General features: G+C 73.1%; 13 protein-coding genes. 11 read left to right on the top strand and 2 right to left on the bottom strand.

All coding sequences use genetic code 11. The features are described 5' to 3' along the window. The first annotated feature begins 31 nt into the window (after positions 1-31). From DEU32_RS05820 to ccsB, 5 genes are all read left to right on the top strand, one after another. On the top strand, positions 32-688 hold the full coding sequence (locus tag DEU32_RS05820) for a histidine phosphatase family protein (protein WP_114849722.1): 657 nt from the start codon (positions 32-34) through the stop codon (positions 686-688). Further along, positions 688-1,299 (top strand): TlpA disulfide reductase family protein, encoded by a 612-nt coding sequence (locus DEU32_RS05815; protein WP_114849721.1) that lies wholly within the window; start codon positions 688-690, stop codon positions 1,297-1,299. The genes DEU32_RS05820 and DEU32_RS05815 overlap by 1 nt, the downstream gene beginning before the upstream one ends. A gap of 45 nt (positions 1,300-1,344) precedes the next feature. Further along, the gene (locus DEU32_RS05810) at positions 1,345-2,043 is read left to right on the top strand and encodes a cytochrome c biogenesis CcdA family protein (protein WP_114849874.1); all 699 of its coding nucleotides are present in this window, start codon (positions 1,345-1,347) and stop codon (positions 2,041-2,043) included. Positions 2,044-2,140: 97 nt separating this feature from the next. Further along, positions 2,141-3,820, top strand: coding sequence for a cytochrome c biogenesis protein ResB (locus tag DEU32_RS05805; protein ID WP_058742577.1), 1,680 nt, complete (start codon positions 2,141-2,143; stop codon positions 3,818-3,820). A gap of 8 nt (positions 3,821-3,828) precedes the next feature. Next, positions 3,829-4,806, top strand: coding sequence for a c-type cytochrome biogenesis protein CcsB (gene ccsB / locus DEU32_RS05800; RefSeq protein ID WP_114849873.1), 978 nt, complete (start codon positions 3,829-3,831; stop codon positions 4,804-4,806). Positions 4,807-5,068: 262 nt separating this feature from the next. Here ccsB and DEU32_RS05795 read toward each other — a convergent pair whose 3' ends face one another. After that, on the bottom strand, positions 5,069-6,049 hold the full coding sequence (locus tag DEU32_RS05795; RefSeq protein WP_114849720.1) for an o-succinylbenzoate synthase: 981 nt from the start codon (positions 6,047-6,049) through the stop codon (positions 5,069-5,071). Positions 6,050-6,257: 208 nt separating this feature from the next. Between DEU32_RS05795 and DEU32_RS05790 the strand changes: the two genes are divergently transcribed. From DEU32_RS05790 to DEU32_RS05775, 4 genes are all read left to right on the top strand, one after another. Continuing rightward, the gene (locus DEU32_RS05790; protein ID WP_141862289.1) at positions 6,258-6,827 is read left to right on the top strand and encodes a hypothetical protein; all 570 of its coding nucleotides are present in this window, start codon (positions 6,258-6,260) and stop codon (positions 6,825-6,827) included. A gap of 123 nt (positions 6,828-6,950) precedes the next feature. Next, positions 6,951-7,880: a 1,4-dihydroxy-2-naphthoyl-CoA synthase gene (locus DEU32_RS05785; protein WP_114849718.1), complete on the top strand. Its 930-nt coding sequence runs from the start codon at positions 6,951-6,953 to the stop codon at positions 7,878-7,880. Beyond that, complete coding sequence (locus DEU32_RS05780) at positions 7,880-9,016, top strand: AMP-binding protein (RefSeq protein WP_114849717.1); 1,137 nt, start codon at positions 7,880-7,882, stop codon at positions 9,014-9,016. The genes DEU32_RS05785 and DEU32_RS05780 overlap by 1 nt, the downstream gene beginning before the upstream one ends. A gap of 98 nt (positions 9,017-9,114) precedes the next feature. After that, on the top strand, positions 9,115-10,110 hold the full coding sequence (locus tag DEU32_RS05775; RefSeq protein WP_114849716.1) for a 1,4-dihydroxy-2-naphthoate polyprenyltransferase: 996 nt from the start codon (positions 9,115-9,117) through the stop codon (positions 10,108-10,110). A gap of 55 nt (positions 10,111-10,165) precedes the next feature. Here the strand turns inward: DEU32_RS05775 and DEU32_RS05770 are convergent, their stop codons facing one another. Next, positions 10,166-10,489, bottom strand: coding sequence for a DUF4229 domain-containing protein (locus DEU32_RS05770; protein ID WP_058742574.1), 324 nt, complete (start codon positions 10,487-10,489; stop codon positions 10,166-10,168). Positions 10,490-10,567: 78 nt separating this feature from the next. Here DEU32_RS05770 and DEU32_RS05765 point away from each other — a divergent pair, with 78 nt between their 5' ends. Both DEU32_RS05765 and menD read left to right on the top strand, forming a co-directional pair. Continuing rightward, on the top strand, positions 10,568-10,924 hold the full coding sequence (locus tag DEU32_RS05765; protein WP_114849715.1) for a PLDc N-terminal domain-containing protein: 357 nt from the start codon (positions 10,568-10,570) through the stop codon (positions 10,922-10,924). After that, the gene (menD, locus tag DEU32_RS05760) at positions 10,896-12,653 is read left to right on the top strand and encodes a 2-succinyl-5-enolpyruvyl-6-hydroxy-3-cyclohexene-1-carboxylic-acid synthase (protein ID WP_181819206.1); all 1,758 of its coding nucleotides are present in this window, start codon (positions 10,896-10,898) and stop codon (positions 12,651-12,653) included. The genes DEU32_RS05765 and menD overlap by 29 nt, the downstream gene beginning before the upstream one ends. Positions 12,654-12,666 lie beyond the last annotated feature (13 nt).

Below are 12,666 nucleotides of genomic sequence, written 5' to 3'. Positions count from 1 at the left end.
GGGAACAGCGGAGCGACCTAGACTGGAACCCATGCCCGCGACACGGATCCACCTCGTCCGGCACGGCGAGGTCCACAACCCGGGGCGAGTGCTCTACGGCCGTCTGCCCGGCTTCGGCCTGAGCGACCTCGGCGCCCGGATGGCCGCGGCGTCGGCGACCGCGTGGAAGGAAGCCGGCGTCGATGTTCGCCGCATCGTGGCGTCCCCGCTCCAGCGCACGCAGGAGTCCGCAGCGCCGTGGGCCCAGGCCTACGGCCTCGACGTCTCGCTCGACGAGCGCCTCATCGAGCCGACGAACCGGTACGAGGGGCAGCGTCCCGGCTTCACGAAGCGGTCGCTCGGTCGCCCGACGGAGTGGCCCTGGATCGCGAACCCGTTCCGCCCGAGCTGGGGCGAGGCGTACGAGTCCATCGCGAACCGCATGCTCGCCGCCGTCACCGCGGCGTGGGAGAGCGTCGACGAGGGCGACGTCGTCCTCGTGAGCCACCAGCTGCCGATCTGGACGGTGCACCGCAAGCTCACGGGGGAGCCCCTGTGGCACGACCCGCGCAAGCGCCGGTGCGACCTGTCCAGCATCACGACCGTCGAGCGTGTGCCCGCCACCTCGTCCGGCCGCTTCACCGAGGTCGGGTACGCGGACCCGGCGCACGCGTTGCGCGGATCTGCCGTCGACGAAGGAGCTGTCTGATGTCCACCCGAACCCGGTTCGCCACCCTCGCGGCGACGGCGGTGATCGCCGCCCTGGCGCTCGCCGGGTGCTCGTCGTCGAACGACTCGCTGTCCAAGCAGTACGGCAGCGGGACCACGCAGAACTACATCTCCGGCGACGGCGCGGTGACCGAGGTCGCCGCCGACAAGCGCACCGACCCGGTCGAGTTCAGCGCGAAGGACTCCGACGGCGACACCATCTCGTCGAAGGCGCTCCGCGGCAAGGTCGTCGTCCTGAACTTCTGGTACGCCGGCTGCCCGCCGTGCCGTGCCGAGGCGAAGTACCTCAACCAGGTGCACGACCAGTACGCCGACCAGGACGTCGCCTTCGTGGGTGTCAACGTCCGGGACGAGGCCGGTACCGCCGCCGCGTTCGAGCGCACCTTCAAGGTCGACTACCCGAACGTGCTCGACGCGGGGACGGGCACGATGCAGCTCGCGCTCTCCGGGCAGATCGCCCCGAACGCCGTGCCCGCGACGATCGTGCTCGACAAGCAGGGTCGCGTCGCCGCCCGTGTGCTCGGCGCGGTCGACGGTCCGAGCATCCTGCAGACCCTGGTCGGCGACGAGCTGCACGGCAAGGCCTCCTGACCCGTGTCCGGCAACCCCTTCGCCGACGCGATCCTCAGCGGCCAGATGGTCGTCGCGCTGCCCGTGGCCGCGCTCGCAGGGCTCGTGTCGTTCCTGTCGCCGTGCGTGCTGCCGCTCGTCCCGGGCTACCTCGGGTACGTCGGCGGCGTCGCCGAGGGCGGGCAGCGTCGCGGCCGTGTGGTGCTCGGGGTGCTGCTGTTCATCCTCGGCTTCACCGCCGTTTTCGTCGCGTACACGACCGTCTTCGGTGCGCTCGGCTTCTGGCTCGTCCGCTGGCGCGACCTCATCACGCAGGTGCTCGGCGTCGTGGTCATCGCGATGGGGCTGGTGTTCGTCGGCCGGTTCACGTTCCTGCAGCGCACGCTCAAGCCGTCGTGGACGCCCGCGACGGGTCTCGTCGGCGCGCCGCTCCTCGGCATCGTGTTCGGCCTCGGCTGGACCCCGTGCCTGGGCCCGACGCTCGCCGCGATCAACCTGCTCAGCGTGCAGTCGGGCAGCGCTTGGCAGGGCATGTGGCTCGGCGTCGCGTACTGCCTGGGCCTCGGCGTCCCGTTCGTCCTCGTGGCGCTCGGCGCCGGCTGGGCCACCGGGGCGATCCGCGCCGTCAAGCGCCACATGCGTGTCGTCAACATCATCGGAGGAGCGATCCTGATCGTCATCGGTCTGCTCATGGTCACCGGCATCTGGTCGGCCGTCATGTCGAGTCTCGGGGCGGTGATCCAGAGCTTTGTCCCCGCAGTCTGACCGCGACGTCGACGACACCGCGCGCGCCGACGCCCCAACGGACGCCACCGCGACCGACGCCACCGCACCCGACGACACCGTCTCCGGCGGCGACCCCATGCGACCGTCCGACCACGTCGACAGCACCGCCGCCGCGGCCGCGGACGACGCCGACGGCGGGGTGACGCAGCCGAAGCTCGGGTTCGTCGGCTACCTGCGCTTCTTCTGGCGGCAGCTGACCAGCATGCGGACCGCACTGTTCCTGCTCATGCTCCTCGCGCTCGCGGCGATCCCCGGCTCCCTCGTGCCGCAGCGCACCGCGGACCCGAACGGCGTCGTGCAGTACAAGGCCGACCACCCGCAGCTCTTCCCGGTGCTCGACACGCTCCAGGTCTTCGACACCTACACCTCGGTGTGGTTCTCGGCGATCTACCTGCTGCTGTTCGTGTCCCTCATCGGCTGCATCGTGCCGCGGACGAAGCACCACTGGCAGGCCCTCCGCACCCGCCCGCCGCGGACCCCGGTGCGGCTCGGTCGCCTGGCGGGCTACCGCTCCGTCCCGGTCGAAGCAGCGGCGCTCCAGGGCGACCGGACGACCGACGTGGGCGGTGCGACGGACGCGGCCACGAGCCTCCCGTCCGTCGACCACGCCGTGACGCGAGCCGCCGCGCTCCTGAAGCGGTCCGGCTATCGCGTCGAGCGCTTCGGCGACTCGGTCAGCGCGGAGCGCGGCTACCTGCGCGAGACCGGCAACCTCGTGTTCCATGCGGCCCTCGTCGGTGTGCTCGTCGCCGTCGGGCTCGGCGGTGGCTTCAGCTACACCGGACAGCGGCTGCTCGTCGAGGGCCAGACGTTCTCGAACGTCCTCGGCTCCTACGACTCGTTCAACCCGGGTCGCTGGTTCACCCAGTCCGACCTGCAGGGCTACAACCTGACGCTCGACAAGTTCACCACGACGTACGAGGAACGCAACCTCGACGCACTCGGCCAGGCGCTCGACTACTCGGCGACGATCACCGCGCGCCAGAAGGACGGGCAGGAGCGCACGGAGCGGCTCGGCGTGAACGAGCCGCTGTCCATCGGCGGCACCAACGTGTACCTGCTCGGCAACGGCTACGCGATGCAGGTGACGGTGCGCGACGGCGACGGGAACGTGGCGTTCAAGGACGTCGTGCCGTTCCTGCCCGAGGACGCGAACTACACGTCCACCGGTGTGATCAAGGTCCCGGACGCGAAGCCGTCGCAGCTCGGCATGGTCGGGTTCTTCTACCCGACGGCGTCGAAGCTCGGCTCCGGTGCGTTCGCGAGCGCCTACCCGGACGCGCAGAACCCGCTGCTGACGCTGCAGGTGTACCGCGGCGACCTGGGGCTCGACAGCGGCGTCCCGCAGAGCGTCTACTCGCTCGACACGAGCGGGCTCGAGCAGATCGCCGGACGCCAGTCGAAGGCGGCGAGCATCGAGCTGAAGCCCGGGCAGTCGAAGGAGCTCCCCGACGGCACGGGCTCGATCACGTTCGACGGCGTCAAGCGCTACGTGTCGCTCGACGTGCACCACGACCCGTCGCAGCTCTTCGTCGCCGGCTTCGCGGTCCTCGCCGTGCTCGGTCTGCTCACCTCGCTGTTCGTCCCGCGCCGACGTGTGTGGGTGAAGGCGGTCCCGCGTCGCGGTGCGGAACACGGCGAGTACGACCTGGAGTACGCCGGGCTCGCCCGCGGCGAGGACCCCAACCTCGAACGAGCGGTCGCGGACATCGCTCGACGCCACCTGTCGGACCTCGGAGTTAGGATCCCTGCGTGAACCCGGACATGACGACCAACCTCGCGACCTACTCGGTCGTGCTGACCTACTCGGCGATCGCCGTGTACGTCATCGCGTTCATCGCGTTCGCGCTGGACATGGCGAAGCGCTCGGGTGAGGTCACCGCCGCCGCTGCCGGGGCGTCCACCGCGGCGGCCGAGCGGACGGTCGCCACCGTCCAGGGCGGCACGGTCGTGCTCGAGAAGGTCGCCGAGTCGGCTGATCGGTCGGACCGCGGCACGAAGTTCGAGCGCGTCGGCATGGCCGTGACGATCCTCGCGCTCGTGCTGCACGTCGGGGCGGTCGTCCTCCGGGGCATCGCGGCTGACCGTGTGCCGTGGGGCAACATGTTCGAGTTCTCGCTCACGGGCACGGCGCTCATCACGCTGATCTTCCTGCTCGTGCAGTTCTGGCAGAACCTGAAGTTCCTCGGTGTCTTCATCAGCGGCCTGACGATCATCCTGCTCGGCATCGCCACGGTGAACTACTACGTGCCCGTCCGGCCGCTCGTGCCGGCGCTCGAGTCGTACTGGCTCGTCATCCACGTGTTCGTGGCGATCGCCGGGACCGGGTTCTTCGCCCTCGGCGCCGGGCTCGCGGTGGCGCAGCTCGTGCAGACGTCCCGACAGAGCCGCGGTCTCGCGACCAAGCTGCGGTTCATGGAGACCCTGCCGGACGCCGACCGGCTCGAGGTCCTGAGCTACCGGGTCATCCTGGTCGGCTTCGTCCTCTGGACCTTCACGCTGATCGCCGGTGCCATCTGGGCCGAGCGAGCGTGGGGCCGCTACTGGGGCTGGGACACGAAGGAGGTCTGGACCTTCATCATCTGGACCCTCTACGCCGGGTACATCCACGCCCGTGCGACGCGCGGCTGGCGCGGGGCGCGCTCGTCCTGGCTGGCGCTCATCGGGTTCGCCGCGGTGATGTTCAACTTCGCCGTCGTGAACGTGTTCTTCAAGGGGCTGCACAGCTACTCCGGCCTGTGAGCCGTCGGGTGCGGTGACGGACCAGGATCCGTGACGGACGGGAGGCGCGGTGCCGGCTGGCACCGCGCCTCCCGTCCGTTACGGGTGCGGCCCGGCGGTCGCGTGCTCGCTCGGGCTGGGGTGCGCTCGAGCGGGCCACATCTGGGCCGCTCGACGTCGCCCGGCGACGGAATGCGCCCGCGCGGCGAACGCGCGCGGCGTGTCCTGCCCACTCGGCGCCCGCTCGGCGCGCCACAAGGGCGCACGGGCCGCCGCCCGCGGGTCAGGCCGCGGCGAGCAGGGCGTGCGTCCGCCGGAGCCGGTCGAGCCACCACGCCCGGCGCTCCGGGGCCGCGGCGTGCCGCTCGAGCAGCTCGACCGACACCTCGGCCCGCCGGACGGCGACGCGCCCGCCGACCGGCAGGAGCGGGGTCGCGGTCACGTCGGCCTCGAACATCGCCGCCGTGCCGAGGCCGGCGGCGTAGCCTGGGGACATCGCCGCAGCCGCGAGGAACGCCCCCATCCCGAGCCCGACCGAGGTGTCGAGCGCGCTGGACACCACGCAGGGCAGTCCGGCCTCCGCGACGACCCGCTGCGCAGCGGTCACGCCCCCGAGCGGCTGCGCCTTCACGACCAGGACGTCGGCAGCGCCGGCCCGTGCCACCGCGAGGGGATCGGCGGCGCGACGGACGCTTTCGTCGGCGGCGATCGCGACCCCGAGCCCGGAGGTCCGGCGGCGGAGGTCGGCGAGCTCGGGGACGGTCCGGACCGGCTGTTCGGCGTACTGCAGGTCGAAGGGTGCGAGGGACTCGAGCGCCCGGACAGCCTGGTCGACGGTCCACAGGCCGTTCGCGTCGACCCGGACGGCGGCGTCCGGACCCATCACACGACGGACCGCGGTGACCCGGTCGACGTCGTCCTCCAAGGTCGTCCCGGGTTCGGCGACCTTCACCTTCGCGGTCGTGCACCCGGGGTAGCGGGCGAGGACCTCGGCGACGCGGTCGGCGGGGACGGCCGGGACGGTGGCGTTCACCGGGACGGAGTCGGCCGCCGGTTCGTGGTCGGTCCAGCCGAAGTCGATCGCCGCGCGGAGCCACGCGGTGGCCTCGGCGTCGTCGTACTCGACGAACGGCGAGAACTCCGTCCAACCGGCGGGGCCGCGGAGCACGAGGGCCTCGCGGATGGTGGTGCCCCGGAAGCGCACCCGCATCGGCAGGGCGACGACGTGGGCGTCGGCGGTCAGGTCGGCGAGGTCGGGGAGCACGGTCCATCCTCCCGCAGGGACTGTGAGCGCGCTCGGCCCCCGCCGCAGGTCACGGTCCGGACACGTCCAGCGCGTCCGCCGGTTCCTCGGAGCGGACCGCCAGGGCCGGCCATTAGCATGCGACGGTCGGCCAGCGCGGACGCACGTGCACCACGTGACCGACGTCGCGGCGACGACCGCGACGCACCCTGTGACGAATGGAGGGCCGGTGCCGCCGGAACCGCAGCAGCGCGCGCAGCGAGCAGCCGCGCCCGCGACGAGCGCGCAGCGGCGACCCGCCCCCGCACCGGCCCGCACGACGCAGGACAAGCAGGTCCGCACGGCGCCGGACAAGCAGCTCCGAGCCGCGCAGGGCAAGCAGGCCCGCGGCGCCACGAACCAGCGGGTGGGCGCCCGTCCGGCCGGGAGCGGCACGAGCGACTTCGAGCGCCTCATGCAGCGCAACACCGTCGACGCCCGGACCCTCGCGCAGCGGGCCCGCCGGCGCAAGAACCCGATGGCCGGCAAGATCGCCCTCGGCCTCGCGATCGTCTCGGCTGCGGTGGACGCCAGCGCCTTCGCGGTGTTCATGGGCGGCGACACCACCTTCGCGTTCGGCATCTGCTTCGTCGTGGTGTTCCTGACGCTGATCGCCGCGGTGCTCGGCTTCGTCGCCGCGGTCGGGTCGTTCGGCCGCTGGTACGGCGCGATCGGGGTCGTCCTTGCGTTCTTCGCGAACCCGGTGATCCTCATCGTCCTGCTGGTGGTGGTGGCGCCCGAAGCGCTCACCACCATGTGACCGGCCCGACGCACCACGAGCACGCCGCACCACGAGCACGCCGCACCACGAGCACGACGCGGCCCGACGCACCACCAGCACGAGCACGACCGCCTGCCCGGGCGACGGCGATACGGTGGAGGCATGCCCGCCCCCGTCTCCGACCTGTTCGACCCCGACGTCTGGACCGCGGCTCCGATCGCGGAGCACTTCACCGATATCACGTACCACAAGCACGTGTCGCAGGGCATCGTCCGCGTCGCCTTCGACCGCCCCGAGGTCCGGAACGCCTTCCGTCCCCGCACGGTCGACGAGCTGTACCGCGCCCTGGACGACGCCCGCCAGGACCCCCGCGTCGGCGTCGTCCTGCTCACCGGCAACGGCCCGAGCCCGAAGGACGGCGGGTGGGCGTTCTGCTCCGGCGGCGACCAGCGCATCCGCGGACGCAGCGGCTACCAGTACGTCGGCGACGAGGGTGCCCCGCCCGAGGGCGTCGACCCCGCCGCGGCGCAGGCGTCGATGGGCCGCCTGCACATCCTCGAGGTGCAGCGCCTCATCCGCATGATGCCGAAGGTCGTCATCGCGGTCGTCCCCGGCTGGGCGGCCGGCGGCGGGCACTCGCTGCACGCGATCTGCGACCTGACGATCGCCAGTGCCGAGCACGGGAAGTTCAAGCAGACCGACGCCGACGTCGGCTCGTTCGACGGCGGGTACGGCAGCGCCTACTACGCCCGCCAGATCGGCCAGAAGCTCGCGCGCGAGGTCTTCTTCCTCGCCGAGGAGTACTCCGCCCAGCGCGCCCACGAGATGGGTGCGGTGAACAAGGTGGTGCCGCACGCCGACCTGGAGCGCGAGGCCATCGCGTGGGGCGAGACGATCCTGGGCAAGTCGCCGACCGCGATCCGGATGCTCAAGTACGCCTTCAACGCGGTGGACGACGGGATGGTCGGCCAGCAGGTCTTCGCGGGCGAGGCCACGCGCCTCGCCTACGGCACGGACGAGGCGGTCGAGGGCCGCGACTCGTTCCTGCAGAAGCGCGAGCCCGACTGGACCGCCTTCCCCTGGCACTTCTGATGGCCCGTCCGCTGGTCGCGCTGGGGGCGTCCGACCCGTCGGCCGTGCTGCGCGGCCTGGAGGCAGCGCTCGCCGGCGGCCCCGCGCTGCTCCCCGTCGCGGAGGACGCCCCGGCCCTGCCGACCGCACCACCGTCCCACGTCGAGCAGCGGGTCGCCCTGGTCGTCGAGACGAGCGGCTCGACGGGGACCGGCAAGCGGGTGGCGCTGTCGTCCGACGCCGTCCTCGCGGGAGCGGCGGCCGCGGACGCGGCCCTCGGCGGACCTGGTGCCTGGCTCCTCGCGCTGCCGACGCACTACATCGCCGGCATCAACGTCCTGACACGGTCGATCACGGCCGGGACGACCCCGGTCGTGCTGCCTGCCGGCCACTTCGACCCCGCGGCGTTCGCGGACGCGGTCGACCGGCTCGACGTCGGTCCGGCCGCCCCGCGGCGCTACACCTCGCTCGTCCCGGTGCAGCTGGCGCGGGTGCTCGACGACCCCCGGGCGACCGCGGCCGCGGCGACCCTGGACTCGGTGCTCGTCGGCGGGCAGGCTACCCCGGTGCCCCTCCGCGAGCGTGCCCGTGCCGCCGGGGTCCGCGTCGTCACGACCTACGGCGCGAGCGAGACGAGCGGCGGCTGCGTGTACGACGGCGTGCCCCTCGGGCCGGTGCGGGCCGCGGTCGACGGCGGGGAGCTGCTGCTCGCCGGGCCGGTGCTCGCCGAGGGGTACCTCGGCGACGACGAGCGGACGTCGCGGACCTTCACGGAGCGCGACGGCCTCCGCTGGTACCGGACGGGCGACGCCGGGCAGGTCGAGGACGGCCGCGTCCGCGTGCTCGGGCGGCTCGACGACGTCGTGATCTCCGGTGGCGAGAAGGTCCCGCTCGGTGCGGTCGAACGCATCGTGCGGGGCATCGCCGGACAGGAGGGCGCGGTGGTGACGCGCCGGGCGTCCGCGGAGTGGGGTGAGGTGCCCGTCGTCGTGACGGAGCGGTCGCTCGACCTGGACACCGTGCGCGCCCGCGTCGGCGACGCCCTCGGTCGGGCCGCCCGGCCCGCCGACGTCGTCGTCGTGGACCGCCTGCCGATGCTCGCGTCGGGCAAGCCGGACCGCCGGGCGGTGCGCGCGATCGCCGACCCTGCCGGCTGACGGACCCCGCGTCCTGACGGGCCGGGCCGCCTGACGGGCCGGGCCGGCGTGGGGAGGTGCGCCGTGCCTCCCGGTCGACGTCGGTACGATGGTCGGCCGTGGCACGTACGAAGAACACGACCCCGGCGAAGCGCCGCAGCGGCAACCCGGCGAAGGCGGCTGCCCCGCAGCGCACGAAGCGGCGCGCGACCGCACGCGACTGGATCGGCGGGGCGCGCCTGCGCACCCTGACGCTCGGCGTCGTCCCGGTCGTCCTGGGGACCGGCGTCGCGTTCGTCGACAGCGGCGAACCCGGCGACTTCGGCGCGTACCTGGCGAAGGACCACCACCTCGTCGTGGCCCTGCTCGCCCTCGCGGTCGCGCTGTTCCTGCAGATCGGCGTGAACTACAGCAACGACTACTCGGACGGCGTCCGAGGCACCGACGAGTTCCGCGTCGGACCCGCGCGTCTGACCGGGGCCGGGCTCGCGAAGCCGCGCACCGTGCTCACCGTCGCGCTGACGTTCTTCGGCCTGGCCGCGATCGCAGGTCTCGTCATCGTCGTGCTCACCGGGCTGTGGTGGCTGCTGCTCGTGGGCGCCGCCGCGATCGTCGCCGCCTGGTTCTACACCGGGGGCAAGCGGCCCTACGGGTACAACGCCCTCGGCGAGGTGTTCGTCTTCGTGTTCTTCGGGCTCGTCGCCGTGCTCGGTACCGAGTTCGTGCAGATCCGTGCCGTCACGACGAGCGGGTGGGCGGCGGCCGTCGCCGCGGGCCTGTTCGCGTGCGCGGTCCTCATGGTGAACAACATCCGCGACATCGACGAGGACCAGCAGGCGGGCAAGCGCACCCTCGCGGTCGTCGTCGGCCGTCCGGTGGCCCGCGTGCTCTTCGCGCTGTTCCTGCTGCTGCCCTACGTCGCGCTGCTCTGGTTCACGCTGCTGTACTTCCGGACCGGCTTCGCGTACTTCTCGCTGCTGCTGGCCCTGCCGGCGCTGGCGATCGGGGTGTCGTCGCGGAAGCCGCGGGAGCTCATCACCGCGCTCCAGCTGTCGTCCTTCGCGTCGCTGGCCTACGGCGTCGTGCTCGGCGTCACGCTCGCCGTCCAGCCGTAGCGGCCGCTGCGGCGGTCAGGCCCCAGCGACGCCGGGCCCGGCCGGTGGCGGCGAGTCACTCCTCGCCGGACTCCCGACGGACCTCGTGCCGCTCGGCATCGGACACCGGACGCGGCGCGGGGGAGTCGGAGTCGGCGGCGTCGACGAAGTCGTCCTCGAAGTCGCTGTCCGCGTCGTGCTCCTTGCGGGGCCGACGGGACGCGAGGCTCGAGGTGACCTGGCCGCGCAGTCCCGGGAGCGCGATGTACGAGACGAGCAGGCCGATGAGCGCCGCACCGATCGTCGCCCAGTACCAGGGCAGACCGATCACGAACAGGACGACGAGGGCCACGGCGAAGATGCCGAGCCGGGCCAGGGTGTAGACGAGCCACGCTTTCACCCGACGAGTCTACGGACCCCACGGCGCACGGCGGCTGACGGGCAGGCGCATCCCAGGTGCCGAACCTAGACTCCGCCCATGGTCCGTCTGTGGTTGATCGTCGTCGTCGCCGCCGTGGCCTTCACGGTCTACGCGGTCATCGACTGCGCGACCATGCCCCGGCAGCGCATCCGGTCGCTCCGCAAGGGCTGGTGGATCCTCCTCGTGCTCGTCCTGCCCATCCTCGGCGCCGTGCTGTGGTTCCTGCTCGGCCGGGCCCCGGCGGCCAGCGGCCCGGGCCCCCGCTACCGTGGACCCGAAGACGACCCGGACTTCCTCGGTGGCCCCCGCGCCCCCGAGCCCCACCGCACGGACAAGGACCAGGACGACGAGACCCTCCGAGACCTCGAAGAACAGTTCCACGAGCGTGACGACGACGGCCCCGCCGATCGCTGACGATCCTGCGGGATCCGGCAGCCCGGCGACCGACTTCGCCCTCGCGCTCCTCGGCGCCCTCGCGCGCGCCGGCGTCACCGACGTCGTCGTCAGTCCGGGTTCACGCTCGCAGGCCCTCGCCCTCGCCGCCGTCGCCCTCGAACGGGCCGGCGGGGTCACGGTGCACGTCCGGCTCGACGAGCGCACCGCCGGGTTCTTCGCCCTCGGGCTCGCCGTCGAGAGCGGCCGGCCCGCCGCGGTCGTGACGACCTCGGGCACCGCCGTCGCGAACCTGCACCCCGCCGTGCTCGAGGCGCACCACTCCGGCGTACCGATGGTCGTGCTCAGCGCCGACCGTCCGGACGAGCTCCGCGGCATCGGCAGCAACCAGACGACCGTGCAGCCGGGGCTGTTCGGCCCTGCGGTCGCCTTCGTGCGGGACGTGCAGGCGCCGACCGCGGGTGGGGTCGACCAGGACGCCGTCCGGTCCCTCGCGCGCGAGGCCGTCGCGGTCGCCGCAGGCCACACCGGCCAGCCGGGTCCGGTCCAGCTCAACGTCGCCTTCCGCGAGCCGCTGTCCGCGGGGCTCCGCGCCGAGGACGTCCAGGGCGTCCCCGACGACGAGGTCGACCTCGAGCACGCCCGGCGCCGGGTGCACACGGACCTGCCCGTCGCGGAGCTCGCACCCGACGAGGTCCCCGGGACCGTCGTCGTCGCAGGACACGACGCCGGCGAGGACGCCGAGCGGATCGCGTGGGAGCTCGGTGCGCCGCTGCTGGCCGAGGTGTCGAGCGGGGCGCGCTTCGGACGGAACCTCGTCGTCGCCTACCGCGACCTGCTCCGCGACGCCGACTTCGGTGGTGCGGTCCGCCGCGCGGTCGTGCTCGGACACCCCACGCTCAGCCGCGAGGTCCCCGCGCTCCTGCAGCGCGACGACGTCGAGACGGTCGTGGTCCGCGGACGGGGGGCCGACCCGTACGACCCGGCCCGTGCCTCCCGTCCGTCCGCCGAGACCACCTTCGTGTCCGACGTCCGCGTGACGGGCCGGACCACCCCGGCACACCGGGCGTGGGTGGGGCGCTGGGTGGCGACGAGCCGCGCGCTCCTCGGCGACGGCGACGCCGGTCCGGACCTGGACGCCAAGCGGTCCGCCGACCGGACCGAGCGCAACCGATTCCTGCGCGACGAGGTCGCGCTGCGCCGCCGCGCGGTCGACCGCGAGATGCTCGTCGAGGCGGTCTGGGGTGCGACGTGGCCGCACGACCGGCTCGTGCTCGGCGCCTCGCAGCTCATCCGGGTCGCGGACGCGCACGTCGCCGGCAAGAAGCTCCGGGTGCACGCCAACCGCGGGCTCGCGGGCATCGACGGCACGGTGTCGACGGCGCTCGGGATCGCGGCGGCGCTGGACCGGTCACCGGACTCGATCGGCACGACGCGGGTGCTCGTGGGGGACCTGACGTTCCTGCACGATCTCGGCGCGTTCGTCACCGGGACCGAGGAGCGGCGGCACCGCGTGCAGGTCGTGGTCGGGAACGACGGCGGGGGCGCGATCTTCCGCGGCCTCGAGGTCGCCGCGACCACGCCCGAGCAGGACATGCGCCGGATGATGACGACGCCGCAGCAGGTGGACGTCGAGCGCGTGGTGACGGGGCTCGGGTGGTCCTACCGGCGGGCGGCGACGTGGGGTGACCTCGAGGCGGTGCTCACCGATCCCGCGCAGCGACTGGTGGTTGAGGTACCGCTGGGCTGACGGGCCGGAGCCC

Source organism: Curtobacterium sp. AG1037 (genome assembly GCF_003349855.1).
Taxonomy (GTDB): domain Bacteria; phylum Actinomycetota; class Actinomycetes; order Actinomycetales; family Microbacteriaceae; genus Curtobacterium; species Curtobacterium citreum.
This window is presented reverse-complemented; position numbering and strand designations above follow the sequence as displayed.

Excerpts from the sequence above, each read along its gene's own strand:
- DEU32_RS05820 (WP_114849722.1), top strand. The coding sequence starts at position 32 with ATGCCCGCGACACGGATCCACCTCGTCCGGCACGGCGAGGTCCACAAC.
- DEU32_RS05815 (WP_114849721.1), top strand. The coding sequence starts at position 688 with ATGTCCACCCGAACCCGGTTCGCCACCCTCGCGGCGACGGCGGTGATC.
- DEU32_RS05810 (WP_114849874.1), top strand. The coding sequence starts at position 1,345 with ATGGTCGTCGCGCTGCCCGTGGCCGCGCTCGCAGGGCTCGTGTCGTTC.
- DEU32_RS05805 (WP_058742577.1), top strand. The coding sequence starts at position 2,141 with ATGCGACCGTCCGACCACGTCGACAGCACCGCCGCCGCGGCCGCGGAC.
- ccsB (WP_114849873.1), top strand. The coding sequence starts at position 3,829 with ATGACGACCAACCTCGCGACCTACTCGGTCGTGCTGACCTACTCGGCG.
- DEU32_RS05785 (WP_114849718.1), top strand. The coding sequence starts at position 6,951 with ATGCCCGCCCCCGTCTCCGACCTGTTCGACCCCGACGTCTGGACCGCG.
- DEU32_RS05780 (WP_114849717.1), top strand. The coding sequence starts at position 7,880 with ATGGCCCGTCCGCTGGTCGCGCTGGGGGCGTCCGACCCGTCGGCCGTG.
- DEU32_RS05765 (WP_114849715.1), top strand. The coding sequence starts at position 10,568 with ATGGTCCGTCTGTGGTTGATCGTCGTCGTCGCCGCCGTGGCCTTCACG.